The following is a 25,091-nucleotide window of genomic DNA, read 5'->3' as shown; positions in this document are numbered from 1 at the left end:
TTTTAGGCTTGTGTTTTAAAAATAATTATAGTTTTATAAATATAATTTATTATTATCAGCCCATAAAGCAAGCTGTAAAAGATTCCAATGTCTTTCATCCTTGTCAAGGAAGCTCTGAGCTGCTTTAAAATCAATAAAATTAAATACTTTATGATTCGGATCTTTTAGCAGGTCATTGGAAAGGGTCATTAGATTTTCTTCTGCAAACCAATTTTTTACTCCAAGCCCAAATCCTTGTTTATGGCGTGACCTGATAGTTTCTGTCCAGTAAGAACCCATGGCCTCTCGAAGAATGATTTTATCATTATTGTCATTAAGTTTCAGCTGATCCGGTAATTGGATACAAAATTCAGCAAAGTCGAGATCCAGGAAGGGAGTCCTTACTTCTAAAGAATTAGCCATTGCCATTCGGTCAGACTTTACCATCATATTAGCAGGAACATAATTTTCCAAATCTATTCTCATGATATCGTTCAGAGAGTCCGGATTGGGAGTAAAACTATAAGTCTGCAGGTAATCAGAAGAAACTCCAAGAAGGTCACGTTCTTTCTTATTAAAAGCATTTCTTACATCATTCAGATGAAAATCCATTATAGATGAAAACTCCATATTTTTACGAGTAAGAAACGAGGTAGGCTTTATTTGCTGATAGAGTTTTAATCCAAACTGAGCAATAATATTCCTATAGCTGAAATGCTTTTTTAATTTATTTTCAACGGTATAGAAATGATACCCTCCGAATAGCTCATCTCCTACATCACCGGACAATACAACCGTAAGATTCTTTCTGGCTGCTCTGCATATTTCATAATGAGGGATAAAGGAGGCATCGGCAAAAGGTTCATCAAAAAAAGGCGATATTTTTAAAAGAGAGGTAACCAAATCAGATTTCTTCTCATGAACCTCAATATGATTGGTTTTGTATTTATCAGCAATTTCTTTGGCATACTTCAGTTCATTGTCTTTATGATCATATCCGAAGCTAATAGTAGTCTGATGAGGCAAGAATTCATCTACCAGCGCAACAACAGATGAAGAGTCTAATCCTCCACTCAGGAAGCTTCCAACTTCTACATCTGCAATAAGCTGCTTTTTTACTGCATTTTTCAACAGATATAGAAATTCTTCTTTAGCATCAGAAAGACCAATTACTCTATCTTTTGCCGGCAGGCTATAATAACGTGAAACTGTGAATTTCCCATCTTTCCAAATCAGCTGATGTGCTGGTGGAAGGGTGAAAATATTACTATAAATACTCTGATCAGAACTTACATATCCATATTGAAGATAATGGGAGAGCCCCTGGGTACTTATTTTAGGTTGAATAAGCCCTGAAGCTAAAATGGCTTTGATTTCTGAAGCAAAAATAAATTCATTGTTGTTACCAATAGCATAATAAAAAGGCTTTTCTCCAAAACGGTCTCTCGCACAGAATAACTGCTGTTTTTGTTCGTCCCAAATCGCAAATGCAAACATTCCCGGAAGATCGTTGATGAGATTTTCTTGCTTTCTTTGGTACATGGCAAGAATAACCTCCGTATCAGAACCTCCGTGATAAGGATATTCAGAATATTGTCTTTTGATATCCTGATATCCGTAGATTTCCCCATTCAGGACAATACATTCGTTCTTAGTATTGGAGAACATGGGCTGCTTTCCATTGTCAGATAAATCTATAATAGAAAGTCTGCGGTGGCCCAGTGCGGCATTTTCATAAAATTCATAGTGAGAAGAATCCGGACCACGGTGAACCAATGAGTCTGTCATTTTTCGAATTTCCTCTTGGTAATTCCTTGCATTTCTGCTTATAATTCCCGCTATTCCACACATAATATATTATTTTTCATCATTAATTTTTACTTTTTGTACAGCTAATTTACGATAGATTCAGAAAAGTAGGGCCTGATTGAATCAATTGACTTCGTAAAACGGTTAACTTTTCACTGTCTCTTGCAATTTTTTGATATTTCTGAGACAGTTCTTTATACTTGTTGAAATCTCCAGTTATAAAGTTTTTAAACATACTTTTTTTCAGTGATTTCTTTTCTGATCGCAGCGCATTTGGTAGACTCGGGTTCAGCGTGTTGATTTCTATACGAACATCTTCGTATTTGGTGAAGTCTATTTTATGGAGAAGCTGCACACCATCATGAACCACTTTACTTCCCGGAACAAGCAAGACTTTCTTTTGATGAAAATGAACTCTGTTAACATATTCATCATCTTCACCATAATGGAAAAAATAAGGATTAAAGCCACCTATGGTTTCTATGGTTTTCTTTGGAAGCAGCCAATGAGCGGCATTCACAAAATGAATCTCATAATAAGATTTTAGGGTTTGGAAATACAGATCGGAAATCATTCTTGTTTTTTCGTAATTCTTAGCAATATACTGGTCCAGGAAAATATCGAGGTATTTTTCTGAACCATCTACATGAATAGGGCTTATGATACCAATTTCGTTCTGATTAGGATGACTGTTATATACTTCCAGCATTTTTTCCATACTGTTTTCATAAAGCCATGCATCCTGATTCATCAGATAAAAGAAATCAGCACCGTCTTTATATGCCTTTTCAATGCCTATATTATTAGCCTTCCCGAATCCAAGATTAGATTCAGATTGGATGAAATCTACTTCAGGGAAATTCGTTTTGATGTATTCCTGAGTCCCATCCGTAGATCCGTTGTCTATTACATTACATTTTACAGGGACAGATGATTTTCTTAGGCTCTTAAAGCATCGTTCTGCCCATTTCATGGCGTTGTAGGTAACAATGATAATATGAATCTGAGGCTGAGGCATTTTTATTGTCATGTTTTTATTCAGGATTGATTAATAATCCATGATCTTATAGCAAATTAGTGATTCTAAAATACAAAAAATAGTATACTTGCTTAAGAAGGTCATCAAATTGAGGGAAAGTTAAGAATCCCTGGGTCATCAGCATCATTCTCCATGAAAGATTAAATAAAATTAATATGACCGCAATGATTTCCTGTTTCTTGCTTAGAATAGTTCTTTGTTCAGCAGCAATAAATATGGTTAAAAGTGAAAAGAAAATGTTCACCCATCGTCCCCAGTCCACGGCCAGATAGAACAATGGAATTAAAAATAGAACCTGTATGATCAGGAACAGGGTATTGATTTTAATTTTATTGAATTTGCAGTAGAGATAAACTGTTAATGCACCCAGCAAAATACTTATTCCATAGGTTTGATAGTCATAAGAATGGGATTGGTAATACCCAAGAACATCATAGTTGGGATCATAATCAAAAATTCCCATTTCTTCAAGAATTAGACCATGTTCTTTAAAGAAATGTATTGTATTTTCTGTCTTTAAACCAATCCCAAATTTATAAAGGATGATCATAAGAATAGTTGCAGGCAGAAACTGATAGAGTAGTATTTTTTTGAGCTTATCCAATGATGAGCCTTCATTTTTCATAAAATAAGCCATCCCAACAAATGGCAAATAGAAATAAGCGGCCTCATGCGTTAAAAGCGCAATAGTGATAAAGATGGTAATTGTAAAATCTTTAATCGTAACCTTTGAACGAAGACATAAGATGTAAAGAAGATACAGGAAAAAGAACAACATTTCCTTTCTGGTGGCAATATTAGGATCTTTTACCATCATCCCAAAGCCTACAGGAAGCAGAATTAATGCAATGACCAGAAGATTGTTTTTTTCATTCCAGAAGAGTCTGAACAAAAGATAAAAAATTCCGGTATACAATAAAGCTACAAATGCAAATACAATGTATTCAAGATTAATATGAGTAAGCTCATTAATCCCCATAAATAAAGTTCCGAAAAGGCCTCTTCTTTTGAACCCTCCATCCTGGTAATTGATGATCCAGTCTCCAAAACACCAGCCTCCTTTTTTAACGACGATGAGGGTATAAGAGGTTGTAATACTTACGTAGTAGTAAATGGCAAATAGTAAGCCTACTATATAATTAACTATTCTTGCTTTCATGTTCATGATCTAAACAAAGTTGAGTCTATTTATTTTAAGACAGTTTAAAATAAATAAAATAATACAGTTTTTTTATAATGGAATCTACGGCAGGAATGGTAAGAAAGCCGGCCGTAAAAAGCAGCATTCTCCAAAGTGAATTAAATAGAATCAATACAACAGCTGTAATATCTTTTTTCAATGAACTGGCCATTTGCTGTTCACCAGCGATAAAGATGGTTAATAAGGTAAAGAAAATATTGATCCATCTCCCCCAATCATAAGCCATATAGAATAAAGGAATAAGGAAAACAGCCTGTATAATCAGAAACTTCTTATTAATACTGATTTGGTTTGATCTGCAATAAATATAAAATGTTGCAGAGGCAAAAAATAAACTGATGAGGTAGGTGATATAACCATATGAATGAGCTTTATAGAAGTTAAGAACGTTATAGTTAGGATCATATCCATAAATGCCTTTAAGTACTAGAGAGAGCCCATGTTCCTGCAGAAATTGAATAGAGTTTGGAGTGCTTATACTGTATCCAAACTGATACAGCAGCAACATAACAACAGCGGCAGGAGCTAAATGATAAAAGATTATTTTTTTTAGTTTGGTGCTCGCAGGAGCATGATCCTTGATAAAATAGGTGAAACTTACAAAAGGTATAAAAAAGAATGCAGCTTCATGATTGAGAATCGCGAGAATAATAAAAAATGTAACTGCAATATCTTTTACTGTTTTTTTAGATTCAAGCCAAAGAAAATAGAGCAGATACAGAAGGAAAATAAGGATTTCTTTTTTAGCAATAATCGTTGGATCCTTAAAAAGCATTCCCATTCCTGCCGGAAGTAGCAGAATACTGATTGTAAGAAGCGTATTTTTCTTCTGTAGGAACAACTGAATTAATAAAGTGAAAAAAACTGCATATACTATAGATACAAAGGCAAATACAATGAATTCAAGTTTGATTGCTGTAAGTTCATTGAAAAGAATAAACAAGCTTCCAAAAAGCCCTCTTCTTTTGAATCCGCCATCCTGATAGTTGATTAGCCATTCACCGAGATACCAGCCATTTTTATGAAATACGAGCTGAAGATAACTGTTGTAAATACAGATACAATAGTAAATGAGAAATATCAATCCTATGAAAGAGTTGACGATTTTTGTTTTCATAATTATTTGTTATCAGATTTTAGATGATGCTTTTAGTCAATAAAAACTTTTTTAAAAGTATCCATTACCGGATGAGGCAAAAACTTTTCATAGAGTTCTTTTGCCGATAAGGTAAGTTCTGTATCCAAAATAATGTTTTGCAGCTCTTTACTGTCGTTATAATAATAGGCTTGATCCTTTAAATGCGTAATATGTGCTTTCTCCGGAGGATTCGCAAAAGCAATGACCGGTTTTCCCATAATGGCAAATTCAGCAACTGTGATCCCAAAGGTTTCTCCTCTTTCGCGGGCATGAAGCAAAGCATCACAGGTATTGATAAATTTTTGCTTCATGATAATATCTGAACTGGGAGGCAGAAATATAATATTAGAGGGAGAAGACTTCCACCATTTCTTTTTAACGAAAGAATTTACCCCCATAAAAATAAAATAGACATCCTTATATTTTGAAGCAATCTTTTCGATCGTGTGCTGGGCAAAAAGAATATTGAAGCTGATATGGCCTCCGTAATATCCAAAAACCTTGGCTTTTTTGGGAATATTGAGTTCTGCTCTCAGGTCCTCATGGGTTTGGATATCGAAATTAACCATGTGAGGGACATAAGGATATTTTGAACCCGTCATTTCCTGGCTTAGCCATTCGGAAACATAGGCGTAAACATCTCCATGGGGTTCAAAATGTTTAAAAACGCTATGAATTACAGATTTACATTCCTTGGTATCTATTCCATCGATATTTCCATTTTTGATGGCATAAAAAAGGTCTATATTATCCTCCCGGATAAGCTGATCCACCTCATTGAAATCTGAGTAGCCATGTACCCGGAATCTTTTTTCAAACTTTTCAATGCCTAATGGATGATTGGTCTTTGAATTTTTATTGTATACAATTATAGATTCATTTCCCAGATATCTTTCATTGAAATCTGCGTAATCATATACTGCAATGGAAGTTCCTCTGTAGTTGAGTTCATCCTCATGGAAAAGAATTTTCATCTTGATGTTGTGTTATTTAAATATATTTTTCAGCCTTCGCGCTATTTTCTGAATAATGGTTTTCTTTGGATACTTGGTAAGGTCATTATGTTTAAAAAGTCCTTCTCCTTGCGCAATCCTGAAATTTTGTTTTACCCACCAGGCTGCAATATTTCTTTCCAGTGAAGCTGTTTCTCCAGAGAAAGGAATAATAGTCTCAAGCAAGAATCTTTTTCTGACAAGATAAGGATTATTGGTCCAGTTGGCCCAACGTGAGGTGGTGATAAAGTACTCACCTTGTTTTTGTATTTTATCAGGGAACTCTTTGGCAGGATCCAGCCAATGTAAAGATTCAAGAAGATGAGGTGATGTACACTCATGCCAGTCGTCATAATAATTCAGCTCATTTCCTTTATGTCTGATGGAAATAAGAGGGTAACCCGGCGTATTTCTGCTGCGGTATCGGACTACATCAAAACCATTGTCAAGCATTTTTAATCCGCTTTGGAGACGGGAAAATACGGTTTCCTTATTTTCAACGAGTTCGAAGTCATGCTCCAGAAAAAGAATATTTTCACAGACTGCATTCTCAGCCAGCGTTTTCATGCCTTTTCCAATACCGATATTATCTTTTAATCCTATATACCTGATTTTATATTGATCAGCCAGTTTTTTATCGGACTCACTTACTTCCTGAAAAAGAATGACAATATCATCAATCATATCCAAAAGACCATACTTCTGATAAGACTTCAGGGTATTCCTCAGTGTTTTTCCTGTTTTCCAGGAAAGAATGCAGATACTTATAGGGAGTTTCTCCATATTCATTCTTTTTAAATATTCAGGAATGGGTGTTGAGCGGTCATTGCTGTTTTTCGAGCTGTTTCAATCTCATTAAATTTTTCGGAGAAATATTTATACTGCTCCATATAAAATTTATACTCGCTCCTATTTCCTTTAGCTCCCATTTTAAGGGCAAAAGAAAATAGAGCTTTTTTCTCTCTTTTAGTATCGTAAGGATAATTAAGATCAAGGTACTTTGTTTCCCGCTGCATAATCATGGAAAGCCTTTTATTCTGCAGCAGCTCCTCTTTATTCTTAGGTTCTTCTTTATAAAAGGACTGTACGGTATCATGTACCACTTTGCTTTGAGAGCATACTAGTATTTTGAGTCCGAAATAAGTTATACGGTTAACGTATTCATAATCTTCAGCACCATGAAAGAAATAAGGATTAAAACCGCCTACTTTTTCAATAATACCTCTGGGAATACACCAGTGTGCTGCATTTACAAAGCGAATTTCATAATATGCCTTTTTTTCGCCAAAATAGATGTCTGAAAGCATCCGGTTATTCCTTAGGTCTTTGGCAAGGTAGTCTTCAAAATGGAGATCAAACTTTTTCTCGCTCCCGTCAAGATGCATAGGACTTAAAATCCCGATCTGCCTATGATCAGGGTAATTATTATACACATCCAAAATCTGTTGAAAGCTATCTGGATAGATCCAGGCATCCTGATTCATCAGGTAGAAAAAATCAGCGCCTTCTTTATAGGCTTTTTCAATTCCTAAATTATTGGCTTTTCCAAACCCAAGATTTTCAGCAGACTGTATAAAATCAACTTCAGGAAAATGAGTAGTTATATATTCCTGCGTTCCATCAGTAGAACCATTGTCTATAGTAATGCATTGAACAGGGATAGAAGAATGTCTTAAGCTTGTAAAACATCTTTCTGCCCATTGCATGGCATTATATGTAACAATAATAACATAAATACTGGCCATTTTAAATATACTTTCTGGTTAGGGTTTCTAAATATTCTGTCGGTTTTTTTTCAGAGAAAAAAGCTAAGATATCTTCATCAAAATCTATGGTGTAAAAATCCCCTTCATCAGCCTCTTGATAAAGTCCTTTTTTATCGGTTTCTTTTTCAATAGCATTGATGATTTCCTTTAAATCATAATAGTATGGAAAAGAAAAATTGATGGTTTTATTATCCGCTTGTAAGCCATGAGATTCTACAAATCTGCAGATGTCTTCAATATCTAAAAGAAGCCTTCTGGCTTTAAGATGTAGAGTAAATTCCTTGTTGCAGGCAATCTGTGTTTTAAGAAAATTGAAAAGAGTATTGGGATTTCCGCCTTTGCCTACAATATTGCCAATTCTCAGGATGAGGTAATGGTCAATATTATTTTCTATATAATTTTCAATTTCTTTTTTATGAATAACATAAGGGCTGTTTTGCTTGGATTGGTCATGAATGCTCAGGGTAGAAAAATAGATCAGTTTCTTTTCACGGTTGTTTTCATAGACGGCTTTTAAAAGAGAAAATTCTCTTTCAAATTCTGATGCTCGTGTCTCCAGGGAGTTTGATACTCCAGATGCAAAAAAAATAATATCTTCTCTGTCATAATGTTTTACAGCGTTTGCTATAATACCGTTACCAATAATCATATGTTAGTGGGTTCATTAATTGTGTTATAGGAGGAACAATATCTCATATAAAAAATATGAATTATTTATTTCAGGTAATCAAATATATGAAAATAGTATTTCATTTTGATTTTGGTGATTACCCGCTCCAAAAAAGGAATATTTTTGAGATAATTTTTATACTGTTCAAGGCAATATAGGATATGCCCTTTTTCAAGATCAGCATTAAGGTTGAGATCTTTAATCGTGTTTTTTACAAAAGGATGTCTTTTAAATATCGTAAATAATGTTTCTCGTGAAATGATTTGTTTTTCAGAACCTTTAAAATGAGAAAATGTTTTGTAACCGATACTTTGTTTGGGATGTATGCGGTATTCTCCTAAAATTTGGTCTTCCGTCCAAACGGCATCTTTATCTGCAGCCAGTAACAGCAGTTCATAATCGTGAATGATTACCGGATTGATTTTTTTCAAAGGAAGGTGTTCCTTCAAAAATGTATTTCTGATAGCCATACTCATACCTGGAAATATATTACCCTGATATAAGATTCTTTTGATAATATCTTGAGGCTGTGTTAATGTATTTGGATGGGTTGAATCCAGATCCCAATAGGTAATTGATTCCGAAGGATCAATTGCCTCTCCAAAAAGTTTAATGTTATGACATACAATATCAATAGGAGGGTGCTTTTCAAAAATTTCAGCAATTGCAGCGGTTTTATTGGTAAACCATCGGTCATCTTGATCACAAAGGCAAATAAGGTCTCCGGTACAAAGGCTCATCGCTTTTTCAAAATTACCTACGTAACCTAGGTTCTCCGAATTCTGATACACTTTAATGATTTCCGGAAACTGATTTTCATAACGAGAAATAATCCTAAAAGTATCATCGGTAGAACCATCATCACAGATGATGATTTCGTAGACAGATTTTTCCTGCTTGAGAATACTTTCCAGCTGTTCTGCGATATATTTTTCCCCGTTATAGGTACAGAGGGCCACGGATATTTTCATCGGTTGAAGATATTAAAATTTTATATAACGGAAACGGAATATCTTTTTATAGCAAAATCCAGTTTTAGTTCTTTTTTTGAAAAAGTTTATAATAATATTTTTTGAAATTCAGATAGCCGGATATCAATCTGCCGCCTGTTATCTTATAGAATTCGGATCTCATTTCAATAAATTGAGAAGAGCGTACATCAATGATGTGATAGGCTAGCCGGTCATGAAGATCATCACCATATAGTTTTTTTAATATAGGTAGGATTTTGATTCTCTGATGAAGAATTTTGTAAAGGTCTGAAGACATACTGCTATTATTGTCTTCTTTACGATAATGGGCTAGTGGTTCATCTACAAGAAAAACCTTTGGATTATCTTTCATGACATAAATCCACATCAGCCAGTCTTCACAGCTTGTTAAAGATGTATCAAAAAGAAATCCTTTAAGGAGCTCTTTAGATATCAGTGAACAGTGAATCGGGATACTAAATTTTAAATCCCATCCGAACACAATGCCTTCAAAAGAGAGGTATTCCTGCTCTACACGGTTGTAGCCGGGGTCATGGATATGATTTCTGTAAATGGTAAATTGGCTTACCATTAACGGGCATTCTGAATGATGAATCAGGCTTTTGGAAAATTTTTCACGATGAATCATATCATCACTATCTAAAAACTGAATGTAATCTCCCTGTGCTTTTTCTAGTCCTGCATTTCTTGCAGAAGACAGCCCTCCGTTTTCCTTGTAAACATAACTGAATCGGGGGTCTTTTGTAATCCATTTTTTTGCTGTTTCCTCAGTGGTATCTGTAGAACCGTCATTGACAATAATGCACTCCCAGTTTTGATGTGTCTGTTCAAGAACAGATTGAAGACATTCATCAAGATACTGAGCCTGATTGTAACAAGGGACGATAACAGATACTTTGGGAGTCATAACTTATTAAATTTTTTCTTCTTTGTTTTTAAGTGTGTTTAGCAGGTACTGTTCGTAGTGGCCTATATTTTTCTCAAGATTATGGTAAGATAAAAACTGATCTGTTTCTAACTGTTGCAACTCTTTTAACTTATTGTTGGATATAATATAGTGTGTATGTTTTGCCAGTTCTGAAGGGGTGAAAAAATAGGGTGGTATAGATGTCTCATTGTCAATAGGCTTTATTAAATTATTTCCATCAATATTATCCAGAATAATAGGGATATTATTCATACATAATTCAGTGGCAGCATACCCTACATATTCATAGATGGAAACAATCCATGCAAGAGAAACATTCTTTTCTTTAATTCCTTCCAACATGTTTTCAGCATGCCCTTCAAAGGAAATATGATGATTAAGTCCTTTATTTTTGATGATCTCCATTAATTCTTTATGATAATCAGGATCTTGAATGTGACCAAAGATTTTAAGTTTTACTTCAGCATTTAAATTTTTTAAAATCTCAAAAGCTTCCAAAATCTTGTCAATAGGTTTTATTCGATTGATTCTTGTAAAGACCCCAATATTAAACTCCTTTTTTTCCACAATTTTGTGGTAATCTACAGGATTCAACTCATCAATATTGATTGATAATGGGAATCCAAAGGTATTTTTTATTTTAACTTCCTGGGCTTCTATTTCGCTTAATTGATATTCATCAGCATATACAAAATTGTATTCAGTAGAATTTTTGTCATAGGCATCATAAATTTTGAAATCCTTATTAAACTGGGCCTGATGGCACATCAAATGTGTTTCAAAGTAGATAGCTGGATCAAGATTATTTTTTATATGATGAAAGAATAAAGCATCCACCAGAATGACCGCATCAAAAGAACTAAAAAGCTTACGTAGTCTTTTGTGGTACAGACTGCTTCTTCTATATCTGTTAATTCTGAATAGAATATAATTGGAGACTTTTTTGAGAGGAAGACGATTGATGAAAGACGCTTGAATTTCTCCCGGTCTGTAAAGAGTTGTGTGAATCTTTATCCCTAATTTCTTGAGTTCAAAATAATAAACATGCGGAAATTTTTTATTTATATGAACATCAGCAGTGGTCAATACTTCCACATCAAACAGCGATTTATCTATATTCTTTACTATTTCAAAAGTATATTTTTCAGATCCCGCTTTTTGTAATGAATTGGTTACAAATAAAAGTCTTTTCCTTTTTGGCATTTAGAACTTGTTTATAGCTTTAATGATCGTCGTTATATCTTCCTCGTTCATTACAGAAGATATAGGAAGACTTAGAACTTCCTGATGTATTTTTTCACTGATGGGAAACGAAAGTTGTTCCCATTCCTTATAGGCCTCCTGTTTGTGAGGTGGAATAGGGTAGTGGATCAGGGTTTGAACTCCATTTTCCGTAAGATAAGCCTGAAGTTCATCTCTTTTTGATGATCTGATTACAAAAACATGCCATACATGCTCTTTTTCATTTTCGGGATATTCAGGAAGAATGATTTCAGGATGTGTAATTTCATTGATGAAACGTTGGGCAATAGCTCTCCTTACTTCATTTTCACGATCAATATATTTAAGCTTTATATCCAAAACGGCAGCCTGAATTTCATCCAATCTGGAGTTTAATCCTTTATAAATATTGACATATTTCTGATTGGAACCATAGTTTGCCAATGCTCTGATGGCTTTAGCCAGATCATCATCATTGGTTGTTACTGCTCCTGCATCTCCCAAAGCTCCAAGGTTTTTACCAGGATAAAAACTGAACCCAGCTGCATCTCCAAGGTTTCCGGATTTTATACCATCCCATTCAGCACCAATAGCCTGGGCATTATCTTCAATGATTTTAAGATGATGTTGATTGGCTATTTCCTTAAGCTGATCTGAAAAAACAACTCTTCCTTGTAAATGAACAAGCAGAATGCCTTTTGTTTTAGATGTAATTTTTTCTTGAATTTTAGAAATATCAATATTATAAGTATTGATTTCCGGTTCTACCAATACGGGAATTAATCCATTATCCGAAATGGCAAGAATGGAGGCAATATAAGTATTGGAGGGAACAATAATTTCATCACCGGGATTCATCACTCCCAATTCAATATAGCCTCGAAGAATAAGACGAAGGGCATCCAGACCATTAGCTACTCCAATGGCATGTTTTGCACCAATATAATTGGAAAGGTTCGTTTCAAAATTTGAAAGCTCTTTTCCCATCAAGTACCATCCGGAACGGAAAACATCAATGAGTTTAGCCTCTATTTCATGTTGGTATTCTAAATTAATTTTCTGAAGATCTAAAAATTTAATCATGAGTGTTTGTATATGTTATTTCTCCATTATTAATAGTTCCTTTTTGCTTTGCCGGATTTCCAAACCAAACGGTGTTGGGTGGAACATCTTTTGTAATCACACTTCCTGCTCCGATTAAAGCATTTTCTCCAATGGTATTACCGGCAATGATGGTTGCATTGGCTCCAATAGAAGCTCCTTTTTTCACAAGAGTTTTACTGAATTCTATTGGATATTGTTTAGAACGAGGAATTAAGTCATTGGTAAACGTTACATTAGGGCCAATAAAAACATTATCCTCAAGAGTAACTCCATCCCATACCTGAACTCCAGGCTTTATTGTCACATTATCTCCAATGACAACATCATTCTCTATGAATACATTGCAGTTGATATTACAGTTGCTGCCAATTTTAGCATTTTTTAAAATAACACAAAACTGCCAGATCATGGTTTCTGCACCAATATTCTCAGATTGGACGTCGGCCAAAGGGTGTTTTTTATAATCCATTTTGTATTTTTAAAAAAGTATCATAGTCCCTCACATAATCGTTTTCATTATAGTGATGAGAAGCCAAAACCAGACAAATAGCTCCTGAAGAAAAATTCATTTCTGAAGCCCAAATTCCCGGTGGAATGTGTAATCCTAAATCGGGACGATTAAGAAATACCTGTCTTTTAAATTTTCCGTCATCCAGTGATACTTCAAAACTTCCACTGGCTGCAATCAGAAATTGATGACATTCTTTATGGGAATGTGCACCCCGGCTTTCTCCACCAGAAATATCATATAGATAAAAAACTCTTTTTACATTAAAAGGAAAATGAGAATCATTTTCAACCACTGTAAGATTACCTTCATCAAAACCTATTTTGCCAAGATCGATGACGCTGCAATCAAAAACTGAAACTTTATCCTTCATGTGTAAGCTGTTTAAAGATTTCGAAATCTCTTATGTAGTCATTTTCATCATACGATTTATCAGAAACAATGAGTGCCAGAGAGTTGGTTGAAAAATTTTCAAGTCTCCTCCAATACATTTTAGGAATGTATAACCCGTAATAGGAACGGTTTAATGAATACACTTTTTCTTCCTTTCCATCATGGATGACAACATCAAGGCTTCCTGATAAAGCAATGATCACTTCCTGTTGCTCTTTAAAAGCATGACTGCCTCTAAGTTCTCCACCCGGAACATCATAGATCCAGTAAGTTCTGGCAATTTCAAAAGGAAGTTGATTAGGGTGTTCAAGAAACGAAAGGTTTCCCCGCTTATCATATATTTTTGGAAACTGTATTATTTGGGGTATCATGGCATTTTTACATTATAGTCAAAGTTAGGTCTTGTAATTCCTGGGTACACATGCATTTTGCTTCCTACTTTTACGTTTTCGACTTCAAATCCTACAGAATTATCAAGAATAAATAGGGCTTCAGTTTGGTCTTTTCCGAAAAACAATTTAAAGTAGTAATTCCCAGCATTTAACAATCCTGCCGGAATATCAAACTCAATAGAATAATCTCCTGTTTTAGAATCCTGATTCTTACTAAGAATTTTTCCTACATGGAAGATAATAAGTTCTTCATAGTTTCTTAATTCAAATGTTGCATCCAGATTGATATTGGGACGGTTATTATGAAATACTAATTTAACTCTTATCCCGGAATTAATATCAATAAGTTCACCATGTTGCGCAGAGACTGAAAATTCCTTTATTCTGATATTTTCATTCCCTATGGCATCATCAAGATTCCCGTTGTATTGATAATGAGACGTAGATGCGCTGTTTTTTTGATATTCTATAATGGTACTCAGCATATCTCCTTCATATTCCAGAGCTCCCTGGGTCAAAAGGATACCTTTATTGCAAAGCTCTTTTACAGCAGTCATATTATGACTTACAAAAAGAATGGTTCTGCCTTCTCCCTTAGCCACATCATTCATTTTTCCTAAACATTTTTTCTGGAAATCAGCGTCACCTACTGCAAGAACCTCGTCTACAATTAAAATTTCAGATTCAAGATGAGCTGCCACTGCAAATGCAAGACGCACATACATTCCCGAAGAATATCTTTTAACAGGGGTGTCAATATATCTTTCAACTCCTGAAAAGTCTACGATTTCATCAAATTTGCGGGTAATTTCTTTTCTGGTCATCCCCAGAATGGCGCCATTTAGAAATACATTTTCCCGACCTGTCATTTCAGGGTGAAAACCGGTCCCTACCTCTAATAGAGATGCTATTCGGCCATTTGTATAAATCTTTCCTGTGGTGGGTTTGGTTACTTTACTCAACAGTTTCAACAATGTTGATTTTCCGGCTCCGTTTCTGCCAATGATTCCTACCGCATCTCCTTGTTCAATCTCAAAGTTGATATCACGGAGTGACCATACGTAGTCAGAATTTCCTTTGGAAGCTCTGTCATTGGCTTCACCAATCTTTAAGTAAGGATCTTCTTTGCCTCTTATCTTATGCCAAAACCTGTTGAGGTCATGGGAAAGAGTTCCTGTTCCCACTTCACCCAGGCGGTATTGTTTTGATATGTTTTCTGCTTTTAAAGCTAGCATTTTTTTCAGTTTTTAAATTTTTTGTTCTAGTGTTTTTATCTCAATTAGACAGTATCCATGAAGGTCTTCTCTACTTTGTTAAAAGTGATAACTCCTATTACCAGAAGAATCAGGATAATGATAGTGCTGACAACCAGCATTACCGGAGAAAAATCTCCCACACCTAGCCAGCCATACTTGAAGCATTCAAAAATACCTGTTAATGGGTTGAATTTTGCAAGCTTTTTGAAATATCCCGGAAGCATAGACACAGGATAAATTACCGGTGTCGCATACATATATAAGCTGATACCAAACGTCAAAAGCATGCTTAAATCCTTATATTTTGTAGTAAGTGCAGAAAATATCATTCCAACTCCTAATGCAAAAAGGGCCATAAGGATTAATAAAAAAGGAGTGGCTAAGATCCACCAATTAGGAGAAACTTCATGATTGATAAGATAATATCCCCATACAATAAGGAACAAAATAAATTGTACACTTAAACGCATCAGGTTTGAAATGACAATTGATATAGGGGTTACTAATCTTGGAAAATAGACTTTACCAAATATATTGGCATTCCCTGTAAAGGTTGCTGTTGTCCCCAGCAATGCTCCGGAGAAATAATTCCATAAAGTAACTCCAGAAAGATAAAATATGATACCGGGAGCACCATCTGTAGGTAGTTTTGCAAATCTTCCAAAAATAATCAGATAGGTGATTGTTGTAAAGATGGGATTTATAAAAAACCAGATTGGGCCCAAAATGGTTTGCTTGAAACTTGATATGAAATCTCTCTTTACAAACATGTAAATAAGATCTTTATACCGCCAGACTTCTTTGAGTTTTAAATCAAGTAAAGAATGATTCGCTTCAATGGTTTCTGTCCACTTTTGCTGTGGTTCATTCATCAGTGTGAGTTTTTACAAATTTATAATAATTAATTCTTGCCGTATTTTAGTTGGTAAGTTATTGTTTACGTAAAACTAAAAAATAATAACTAATATATTGATATTTGTTATTATGACAAAAACTATTGACTATAAAGCCAATAGTTTTTAAAGTTTATAAATGATGTGATTATTGACCAACAAGTTTTTTTAAGTACTCACCGTAGCCGCTTTTTCCATATTTTGTGGCGGTTTCCAGCAGTTTCTCTTCGTTGATGAATTTATTTCTGAATGCTATCTCTTCAATACATCCAATCTTGAAGCCTTGTCTCTTTTCAATAACACTTACAAATTCTGAAGCATCATTAAGGGAATCAAAAGTACCCGTATCCAGCCATGCCGTACCTCTATCTAGAACTCCAACTTCAAGTTTTCCGTTTTTCAAATAAACATTATTAATGTCTGTAATTTCGAGCTCTCCTCTTGCAGAAGGTTGTATGTTTTTGGCAATTTCCACTACATTGTTGTCATAAAAATATAGGCCAGGGACTGCATAATTAGATTTAGGTTTTAATGGTTTCTCCTCAATGGAAATCGCTTTGAAATTATCATCAAATTCTACAACTCCATATCTTTCAGGATCAGCAACATGATAAGCGAAAACAACACCTCCGTCCGGATTGGTTTTGTTTTTTAATAAAGTTCCCATTTCAGAACCATAAAAGATATTATCTCCTAAAACAAGTGCTGCGGGATCATTACCAATAAACTGTTCTCCCAGAATGAAAGCTTGTGCTAACCCATCCGGGCTAGGTTGTACAACGTATTCTATATTACAGCCAATCTGTGAGCCATCGCCCAATAATTTAATAAATCCAGCTTGGTCATGTGGAGTAGTAATAATCAGAATATCCTTAATTCCAGCTAAAAGTAAAGTGGATAGTGGATAATAAATCATAGGTTTGTCATAAACAGGCATCAACTGCTTGCTTACGGCAATGGTTAGAGGGTAAAGTCTTGTTCCGGATCCTCCGGCTAATATTATTCCTTTCATCTTTTTCCTTATTATTTGGTATTCTCTAATTGTATAGTTCAATTGTTTTTGATGTTGAGATCAATAGTTCCTTAAAAGATTGAGCGGCTTTTTGAACAATGGGTCACCAATCTTTTTATGAAGCTTTATCAGTTCTTTTAGATTTTCATCTGGTATAACTGATATTATAGGAGAATGAACTATATAATGAAAATTCATAGTCATCAGAAATTGAAATGGCTGATGACTATGAATTTGTTCTTTAGTTATACTGTTTTTCGTAGTATTTTTGATAATCTCCGCTGGTTACATTTTCCAGCCATTCCTTATTTTCAAGATACCAGTCGATGGTTTTTCCTAATCCTTCTTCAAATGTTACAGATGGTTTCCAGCCTAAATCTTTGTTTAATTTATTGGCATCAATAGCATAACGCTTATCATGACCGGGTCTGTCTTTTACAAAAGTGATTAGCTTTTCAGAATAACCTTCCGGTTTCCCTAATTTAGCATCCATTTGTTTGATCAGTTCTTTTACAAGATCGATATTCTGCCATTCGTTGAATCCTCCTATATTATAAGTCTCTCCGGTTTTAGCATCATTGAATATCTGATGAATAGCTCTCGCATGATCAATTACAAATAGCCAGTCTCTTGTATATTTTCCATCTCCATAAATAGGTAATGGTCTTTCATTAATGATATTAGAAATACAAAGTGGAATCAATTTCTCTGGAAAATGGTTGGGACCATAGTTATTAGAACAATTGGATACAATAAACGGCATTCCGTATGTGTTTCCATAGGCTCTTACCAAGTGGTCAGATGCTGCTTTTGAGGCAGAATATGGAGACTGAGGATCGTAAGACGTAGTTTCCAGGAAAAATCCTGTTTCTCCTAAGCTTCCGTATACTTCGTCAGTGGAAACATGATAGAATAGATTTGTTCTTTTTTCATCAGGGAATCTTCCGTGAGTATGGTCTGGGTTTAAAGTCCAGAACTCCTTACAAAGGTTTAGAAGGTTGGCTGTTCCATTTACGTTGGTGTTAATAAAAGCCATTGGGTCAGTAATACTTCTGTCAACGTGGCTTTCTGCTGCCAAATGCACAACTGCATCCGGATTGTATTTTTCAAAAACTTTTCTTAGTTCTTCAGGTTTTGTGATATCTGCTTTTTCGAAAACATAGTTAGGCTCATTTTCAATGTCCTTTAGATTTTCTAAATTCCCGGCATAAGTAAGTGCATCAAGGTTGATGATCATACTTCCTGGATTGTTTTTTACAAATTCTCTTACAACATGGGATCCGATGAATCCTGCTCCCCCCGTAATAATGATATTTTTCATTTCTTTATTTTGTAATTGTTTTCCTACCTATACTTTTATAATAGAATCCGTTTTGTTCTGGAATTTCTAACGGATACATGTTTCTTCCGTCAAAAATAACTTTATTTTTCATTTTTTTAGCCATAAGCTCAAAATTAGGATTCTTGAACTCCGGCCATTCTGTAGCAATAAATAAAGCATCTACATCTTCCAGTGCATCATACATTCCTTTGGCGTACTGAATTTTGTCTCCCAAAAGTTTTTGAACATTGGCTTCGGCAACTGCATCATAAGCCACAACTGTTGCTCCTTTTTCCAATAGAAGTGCAATGTTGTCCAAAGAAGAGGCTTCTCTGATATCATCTGTATTGGCTTTGAAGGCAAGACCCCACATCGCAATCTTTTTTCCTTCTATATTTCCGCCAAAATATTTTTCAATTTCAGAGACAAGAATTACTTTTTGTGAAGTATTTACATTTTCTGTAGCTTCCAGAATCTGGAAGTTGAAATCTTCCTGTTTTCCGGATTTTATGAGAGCTTTTACGTCTTTAGGAAAGCAACTTCCTCCATACCCAATGCCCGGGAAGAGGAACCTGTGTCCGATTCTGTCATCACTCCCCATTCCTAATCTTACTTTATCTACATCAGCGCCTACTTTTTCACAGTAGTTGGCGATTTCATTCATAAAGGTAATTTTTACTGCCAGAAATGAATTGGCGGCATACTTTGTAAGTTCCGATGATTTTTCATCCATAAAAATAATCGGAATACCGGTATTCGTAAATGGCTGGTAAATTTTAGCCATAATATCTCTCGCTCTTTCAGAACTTGCTCCTACAACTACTCTTGCAGGATTCATGGAATCTTCAACGGCAAAACCTTCTCTTAAAAATTCGGGATTGGAAACAACATCAAAAGGGATGTTTGTTTTAGACGATATGGTCTCTCTCACTCTGTCTGCAGTACCTACAGGAACAGTACTTTTGTTCACAACAACCTTGTACTCGGTCATCATTTCTCCAATGTCATTAGCGACCTTCAATACATAAGAAAGATCTGCAGAACCATCCTCTCCTGGAGGAGTTGGTAATGCCAGATAAATCACTTCACTTTTATCTAAAGCTTCTTTTAAATTGGTAGTGAAAAATAATCTTTCAGACTGGATGTTTCTAAGAAACATTTCTTCAAGATTCGGCTCATAGATGGGAACTATGCCGTTTTTCATACCTTCTACTTTTTTTTCATCAATATCAACACAGTATACTGAATTGCCAAGTTCCGCCAGAGTAGTTCCTGTAACTAAACCTACATAACCTGTTCCTACAATCGTTATATTCAAAATGTTTGTTTTTTAATTCTAGGACAAAAGTAATAAAAATACCTTCATCTGCTTCTTTAATTTAATGTAAATGAATTTCCTTCTATTTGCTTGATAATAAGATAATTTTGCATTTTTGGAAAAAAAGCGTATATTTGCAATGGATTTACGGAAAAAATGGGAAGGCTTCGCAAGAAAGCCTTTTTTCGTACTGTAAATCAAGATAAAAGAATGTATGGAGTTTAAAAAAAGAATTGAAGAATTATTAAATGAATTCCTTGAGACCAGAAAAGATCTTTTTCTTATTGATCTTAAGATCTCTGCAGGGGATGATATTACAGTGATTTTAGATGGTGATAATGGAGTTTCTTTGCAAGACTGCCTTGATGCAAGCCGTGCTATAGAATTCAATATGGATCGTGAAGAGCATGATTTCAGCCTTCAGGTGATGTCTGCAGGATTAAGCGAGCCATTAGTAACGCCAAGACAGTTCAATAAAAACATAGGAAGAGAGATTGAAGTGATGCTGGAGGATTCTTCTAAAATTGAAGGGGAATTGTCAAAAGTAGACGATGAGAAAATCACACTTGTTCTACGTTACCGAAAGCCGAAAGATATTGGAAAAGGAAAAGTAGATGTGGAGGAGGAGAAAGAGATTGCTTACTCTGAGATTAAAAAGGCATTAGTAGTAATTAAATTTTAAAAAAAGAAAAAAGAATAGATGGATAATATAGCGTTGATTGAATCCTTTGGTGATTTTAAAGACGAAAAAGGGATCAGTAAGATTGATCTTATGGCAATTATTGAAGATTCACTGAAGACTCTTTTGAGAAAAAGATTCGATTCAGATGACCACTTTGATGTGATTGTAAACCCGGACAAAGGGGATTTTCAGATATTTTTAAATAAAACAATTGTAGAGGACGAAATGTCTGAAGATGATGATTTAGAAATTGAAATTTCTGAAGCGAAGAAGATTGACCCTACCTTCGAAGTGGGCGAAGACTTTACAATGGAAATTCCTGTTGCACAGTTGGGAAGAAGAAATATTCTTACCCTTAAGCAAATCCTGGCTACAAAACTTCAGGAGCATAATAATGCGATGCTGTATGAACAGTTTAGAGATAAAATTGGTGAAATCGTTGTAGGTGAAATTCACCACATCCGTCACAAACATGTTATCTTATTAGATGACGAAGGAAACGAATTCATTTTGCCAAAAGAAAACCAGATCCCATCCGATTTCTTTAAAAAGGGTGAGAATATCAGAGCTATTGTTGAGACAGTAGATTTTAAAGGTTCAAAACCGCAGATTATTATTTCCAGAACTGCACCTAAATTCCTAGAGAAATTATTAGAGCTGGAAATTCCTGAAATCCAGGACGGAACTATTATCCTGAAGAAGGTAGTGAGAATCCCAGGAGAAAAGGCGAAGATTGCAGTAGATGCTTATGATGACAGAATTGATCCTGTAGGAGCTTGTGTGGGTGTTAAAGGATCCAGAATTCATGGGGTAGTAAGAGAGTTGAGAAATGAAAACATCGATGTTATTCAGTGGTCTAAAAACCCTGAGATTTTGGTGAAGAGAGCTTTAGGAAATGTAACGGTTAATAAAATTGATATCAATGAAGATGCTAACTATGCATTAGTTTATACTCCTGTTGAAGAAATTTCTAAAGTAATCGGAAAACAAGGACAAAATATCAGACTGGCTTCTTGGTTGTCAGGATATGAAATTGATGTTTACAGAGAGTCCAGCGAGGATGACGATGTTGAATTGAGAGAATTTAATGACGATATCGAGCAGTGGATTTTGGATGAGTTTAAGAAAGTAGGACTTACAACTGCAAAATCAGTATTGGATAAAGAGACTGAGAGTCTTTTAAATATGGTTGACCTTGAAGAAGAAACAATTGAAGAGGTTAAACGTATTCTGAGAGAAGAATTTGAAGATTAAGATGTAAAATAAATCTTAATAAGACAGTAAAAAAGGAAATACTTTAATTTTAAAAATTAAAAAACAGTAAATAATATAGATGCCAAAAATTAGATTAAATAAAGCGGTTAAGGAATTCAACATCTCGATGTCCAGATTAGTAGAGTTTTTACACTCAAAGGGTTTCGAGGTTGAAGGCAATCCTAACGCTCAATTGGAAGAATCGGCATATTCTGCATTGGAAGCTGAGTTTGCTAAAGATGGCGAACAAAGAAAAGCTTCCCATGAGGTGGTGATCACTAAAGTTCCGGAAGAAAAACTGGAAATTGAAGAGAAGAAAACCCCTGAAGTGATAAGAGCTAAAGCAAATAAACCAGAAACTAAAATTTTAGGTAAGATAGATTTAGAACCTGCAAAACCTGAAGTTGAAGAAACCCCTGCTGCTCCTGTAGCGTCACCGGTTGAAGAAAAGAAAGAAGAGATTGTGAAAGAAGAACCGGAAGTAAAAGCAACTCCAGAAAAGCAGGAATTTAAAGTTTTGGATAAAATTGATTTGTCTCAAATAGAATCTAGAAATAGACCTGTGAAAAAAGACAAACCAAAAATGGAGGAGAAAAAAGAAGAAGAAAAACCGGTAGAACCTGTAAAAGAAACTCCAAAACCAGTGGTAGAAGAGAAAAAAATAGAAGCTCCGAAAGTGGACGCTGAACCTGAAAATCAGGAACCTCAAAAAATTGAAACTGTTTATCAGAAACTGGACGGTCCTAAGATCGTAGGTGAAAAAATTGACTTAACTCAATTTGCCCCAAAACCAGGAGCTGGTGCTAAAAAGAAGAGAAAGAGAATTGAAAAACCAGGCGGAGGTCAGAATAACCAAGGCCAAGGTGGAAACAATCAAAACTCTGGAAATAATAACCAAGGTGGCCAAGGTGGAAACCGTCCGCACAATAATAATGGTGGTGGACAGGGTGGAAACCGCCAAGGACAAGGTGGACAAGGGAATCGTCCGCAAGGTCAAGGTGGTCAAGGTGGAAACCGTTTCGGAAATAACCAAGGTGGAAACCGTCCAGGCGGCCAAGGTGGTGGATTTAAGAAAGGTGGTCAAAACAATAGACCTGGTCAAAGAGTGATGCCAGTTGAATTAACTGACGAGCAAGTTAAAAACCAGATCAAGGAAACCTTAGAAAAACTTACCAATAAAGGAGGTAAATCTAAATCTGCAAAACACAGAAAAGATAAAAGAACCTTCCGTAGAGAGCAAGATGAACGTCAGCAGGAGCTTGAAGCACAAGACAGAACGCTGAAGGTAACAGAATTTATTACAGTAGGGGAATTAGCGAGCTTAATGAACGTTTCTCCAACTGAAGTAATCTCTGCTTGTTTCTCCCTTGGGGTAATGGTTACCATGAACCAAAGACTGGAAGCTGATACCTTATTGTTAGTAGCCGATGAATTTGGATATAAAATTGAATTCTCTGATGCGGATCTTGAGGATACAGATGCAGAAGATGAAATCGATAGCGAAGAAAGCTTAGTATCAAGAGCTCCGGTAGTTACTGTAATGGGACACGTTGACCACGGTAAAACTTCATTACTGGATTATGTTAGAAAAACTAACGTAATTGCAGGTGAATCAGGAGGTATTACTCAGCACATTGGGGCTTATAATGTGAAACTGGAAAATGGTCAGAGAATTACATTCTTAGATACACCGGGTCACGAGGCCTTTACAGCGATGAGAGCAAGAGGTGCTCAGATCACAGATATTGCAATTATCGTAATTGCTGCCGATGATGACGTAATGCCACAAACAAAAGAGGCAATTGCTCACGCACAGGCTGCTGGAGTACCAATGATTATCGCTATCAACAAAGTAGATAAACCAAATGCAAACCCTGACAACATCCGTCAGCAACTTTCTGGATTAAACCCACCGGTTTTAGTAGAAGAATGGGGTGGAAATGTTCAGGCTCAGGAAATCTCTGCAAAATTCGGTAATAATGTAGACGTGTTATTGGAGAAAGTTTTATTACAAGCAGAAATGCTTGAATTAAAAGCTAATCCAGACCGTTCAGCGAATGGAGTGGTTATCGAAGCATCTCTTGATAAAGGAAGAGGATATGTGGCAACGATGTTGGTGCAGACCGGAACTTTAAGAGTAGGTGACTATGTAGTAGCAGGTAAAAACCACGGTAAAGTAAAGGCGTTGCTTGATGAAAGAGGAAAGAATCTTGCAGAGGCAGGACCTTCAATTCCTGCAACAATCTTAGGTTTAGACGGGGCACCTACAGCTGGTGATAAATTCCGTGTTTACACTGACGAAAGTGAAGGTAAAGCGATCGCTAATAAGAGAGAGCAGTTACAGAGAGAACTTTCTATCAGAACGAAAAAGCATACAACCCTTGAAGAATTAGGTAGACGTATTGCTTTAGGAGAATTCAAAGAATTGAATATTATCCTTAAAGGTGACGTGGATGGTTCTGTGGAAGCGCTTTCTGATCAGTTACAAAGATTATCTACAGAAGAAATCAGCGTGAAAATCCTTCACTCAGGTGTAGGGCAGATCACTGAATCTGATATCAACTTAGCAGCAGCATCAGATGCTATTATCATTGGATTTAATGTAAGAGCTGGTGCTAATGCGAAAGAACTTGCAGACCGTGAGGAAATTGAGATCAGAACATATTCTGTAATCTATAAAGCAATTGATGAAGTAAAAGAAGCGATGGAAGGTATGCTTTCTCCGGAAATCCAGGAGCAGGTGATTGGTAATGTTGAGATCCGAGAGGTATTCAAGATTTCTAAAGTAGGTTCAATTGCAGGTTGTATGGTTCTTACAGGAAAAGTGACAAGACAGTCTAAAGTACGTTTGTTAAGAGATGGTATTGTGAAGTTCGATGGAGAGCTTGAAAGCTTGAAGCGTTTCAAAGATGATGTTAAAGAAGTAACAAAAGGGTACGAATGTGGTCTTAACTTAAAAGGATATAACGATATTGAAATCGGAGATATTCTTGAAGTTTACGAAGAAGTAGCTGTTAAGAAAAAGCTGAAATAATAATCAGATACATAAGTATATAGAATAAGCCATCTCAATGAGACGGCTTATTTTTTTGCTGATGATTGAAATCTGTAGATAGGTTGCTTCATGAAAAATTTTCTTTTCTATAAGTATCTGCTTGAGATAAAAATGAAAAGATGTTAAAAATAGTTTTTTCTAAGTAAAGAAACATTAACGTTATTAAAG

At 35.4% G+C, this 25,091-nt stretch carries 23 protein-coding genes; 3 read left to right on the top strand and 20 right to left on the bottom strand.

Translation table 11 applies throughout. The annotated features are described in order from the left end of the window. Positions 1 to 33: 33 nt before the first annotated feature. From asnB to AC3HD6_RS05765, 20 genes are all read right to left on the bottom strand, one after another. Entirely contained in the window at positions 34 to 1,830 is a 1,797-nt protein-coding gene (gene asnB, locus AC3HD6_RS05860) for an asparagine synthase (glutamine-hydrolyzing) (protein ID WP_488895501.1), read from the bottom strand. Between the two features lie 46 nt (positions 1,831 to 1,876). Further along, positions 1,877 to 2,818 carry a glycosyltransferase family 2 protein gene (locus tag AC3HD6_RS05855; protein ID WP_488895500.1) on the bottom strand — a complete coding sequence of 314 codons (942 nt, stop codon included), beginning with the start codon at positions 2,816 to 2,818 and terminating at the stop codon, positions 1,877 to 1,879. Between the two features lie 34 nt (positions 2,819 to 2,852). Beyond that, complete coding sequence (locus tag AC3HD6_RS05850; RefSeq protein WP_488895499.1) at positions 2,853 to 3,986, bottom strand: hypothetical protein; 1,134 nt, start codon at positions 3,984 to 3,986, stop codon at positions 2,853 to 2,855. Positions 3,987 to 4,020: 34 nt separating this feature from the next. Next, the gene (locus AC3HD6_RS05845) at positions 4,021 to 5,145 is read right to left on the bottom strand and encodes a hypothetical protein (RefSeq protein WP_488895498.1); all 1,125 of its coding nucleotides are present in this window, start codon (positions 5,143 to 5,145) and stop codon (positions 4,021 to 4,023) included. 32 nt (positions 5,146 to 5,177) lie between these two features. After that, entirely contained in the window at positions 5,178 to 6,140 is a 963-nt protein-coding gene (locus AC3HD6_RS05840) for a glycosyltransferase family protein (RefSeq protein WP_488895497.1), read from the bottom strand. Positions 6,141 to 6,152: 12 nt separating this feature from the next. Beyond that, positions 6,153 to 6,941, bottom strand: a complete 789-nt coding sequence (locus tag AC3HD6_RS05835; RefSeq protein WP_488895496.1) for a glycosyltransferase family 2 protein — start codon at positions 6,939 to 6,941, stop codon at positions 6,153 to 6,155. 11 nt (positions 6,942 to 6,952) lie between these two features. Continuing rightward, positions 6,953 to 7,903, bottom strand: a complete 951-nt coding sequence (locus AC3HD6_RS05830; RefSeq protein ID WP_488895495.1) for a glycosyltransferase family 2 protein — start codon at positions 7,901 to 7,903, stop codon at positions 6,953 to 6,955. Position 7,904: 1 nt separating this feature from the next. Further along, positions 7,905 to 8,573, bottom strand: coding sequence for an NAD-dependent epimerase/dehydratase family protein (locus tag AC3HD6_RS05825; protein ID WP_488895494.1), 669 nt, complete (start codon positions 8,571 to 8,573; stop codon positions 7,905 to 7,907). A 65-nt stretch (positions 8,574 to 8,638) separates the two neighbouring features. Next, a complete protein-coding gene (locus tag AC3HD6_RS05820) occupies positions 8,639 to 9,565 on the bottom strand; it encodes a glycosyltransferase (protein WP_488895493.1) in 927 nt (308 codons plus the stop codon). A gap of 64 nt (positions 9,566 to 9,629) precedes the next feature. Continuing rightward, on the bottom strand, positions 9,630 to 10,493 hold the full coding sequence (locus tag AC3HD6_RS05815) for a glycosyltransferase family 2 protein (RefSeq protein WP_488895492.1): 864 nt from the start codon (positions 10,491 to 10,493) through the stop codon (positions 9,630 to 9,632). Between the two features lie 6 nt (positions 10,494 to 10,499). Further along, entirely contained in the window at positions 10,500 to 11,717 is a 1,218-nt protein-coding gene (locus tag AC3HD6_RS05810) for a glycosyltransferase (protein WP_488895491.1), read from the bottom strand. Continuing rightward, positions 11,718 to 12,818: a DegT/DnrJ/EryC1/StrS family aminotransferase gene (locus AC3HD6_RS05805; RefSeq protein ID WP_488895490.1), complete on the bottom strand. Its 1,101-nt coding sequence runs from the start codon at positions 12,816 to 12,818 to the stop codon at positions 11,718 to 11,720. Beyond that, positions 12,811 to 13,308 carry an acyltransferase gene (locus AC3HD6_RS05800; protein ID WP_488895489.1) on the bottom strand — a complete coding sequence of 166 codons (498 nt, stop codon included), beginning with the start codon at positions 13,306 to 13,308 and terminating at the stop codon, positions 12,811 to 12,813. The genes AC3HD6_RS05805 and AC3HD6_RS05800 overlap by 8 nt, the downstream gene beginning before the upstream one ends. Continuing rightward, complete coding sequence (locus tag AC3HD6_RS05795; RefSeq protein ID WP_068940445.1) at positions 13,298 to 13,720, bottom strand: sugar 3,4-ketoisomerase; 423 nt, start codon at positions 13,718 to 13,720, stop codon at positions 13,298 to 13,300. Before AC3HD6_RS05795 ends, AC3HD6_RS05800 begins: the two co-directional genes overlap by 11 nt. Next, on the bottom strand, positions 13,710 to 14,111 hold the full coding sequence (locus AC3HD6_RS05790) for a sugar 3,4-ketoisomerase (protein ID WP_488895488.1): 402 nt from the start codon (positions 14,109 to 14,111) through the stop codon (positions 13,710 to 13,712). Before AC3HD6_RS05790 ends, AC3HD6_RS05795 begins: the two co-directional genes overlap by 11 nt. Then, the gene (locus AC3HD6_RS05785) at positions 14,108 to 15,367 is read right to left on the bottom strand and encodes an ABC transporter ATP-binding protein (RefSeq protein WP_488895487.1); all 1,260 of its coding nucleotides are present in this window, start codon (positions 15,365 to 15,367) and stop codon (positions 14,108 to 14,110) included. Before AC3HD6_RS05785 ends, AC3HD6_RS05790 begins: the two co-directional genes overlap by 4 nt. A gap of 44 nt (positions 15,368 to 15,411) precedes the next feature. Then, the gene (locus AC3HD6_RS05780; protein ID WP_488895486.1) at positions 15,412 to 16,260 is read right to left on the bottom strand and encodes an ABC transporter permease; all 849 of its coding nucleotides are present in this window, start codon (positions 16,258 to 16,260) and stop codon (positions 15,412 to 15,414) included. Positions 16,261 to 16,429: 169 nt separating this feature from the next. After that, entirely contained in the window at positions 16,430 to 17,293 is an 864-nt protein-coding gene (gene rfbA, locus AC3HD6_RS05775) for a glucose-1-phosphate thymidylyltransferase RfbA (protein ID WP_488895485.1), read from the bottom strand. A 241-nt stretch (positions 17,294 to 17,534) separates the two neighbouring features. Further along, a complete protein-coding gene (gene rfbB / locus AC3HD6_RS05770) occupies positions 17,535 to 18,614 on the bottom strand; it encodes a dTDP-glucose 4,6-dehydratase (protein WP_488895484.1) in 1,080 nt (359 codons plus the stop codon). A 4-nt stretch (positions 18,615 to 18,618) separates the two neighbouring features. Continuing rightward, positions 18,619 to 19,932: a UDP-glucose dehydrogenase family protein gene (locus AC3HD6_RS05765; protein ID WP_488895483.1), complete on the bottom strand. Its 1,314-nt coding sequence runs from the start codon at positions 19,930 to 19,932 to the stop codon at positions 18,619 to 18,621. A gap of 214 nt (positions 19,933 to 20,146) precedes the next feature. Between AC3HD6_RS05765 and rimP the strand changes: the two genes are divergently transcribed. The 3 genes from rimP to infB all read left to right on the top strand — a co-directional run bounded on the left by rimP (position 20,147) and on the right by infB (position 24,902). Further along, positions 20,147 to 20,614 (top strand): ribosome assembly cofactor RimP, encoded by a 468-nt coding sequence (gene rimP, locus AC3HD6_RS05760; protein ID WP_488895482.1) that lies wholly within the window; start codon positions 20,147 to 20,149, stop codon positions 20,612 to 20,614. 18 nt (positions 20,615 to 20,632) lie between these two features. Next, positions 20,633 to 21,868 (top strand): transcription termination factor NusA, encoded by a 1,236-nt coding sequence (gene nusA, locus AC3HD6_RS05755; RefSeq protein ID WP_347216810.1) that lies wholly within the window; start codon positions 20,633 to 20,635, stop codon positions 21,866 to 21,868. A 79-nt stretch (positions 21,869 to 21,947) separates the two neighbouring features. Next, a complete protein-coding gene (gene infB, locus AC3HD6_RS05750; RefSeq protein ID WP_488895481.1) occupies positions 21,948 to 24,902 on the top strand; it encodes a translation initiation factor IF-2 in 2,955 nt (984 codons plus the stop codon). Positions 24,903 to 25,091: the final 189 nt, after the last annotated feature.

Source organism: Chryseobacterium sp. II3a (assembly GCF_057815135.1).
This window is presented reverse-complemented; position numbering and strand designations above follow the sequence as displayed.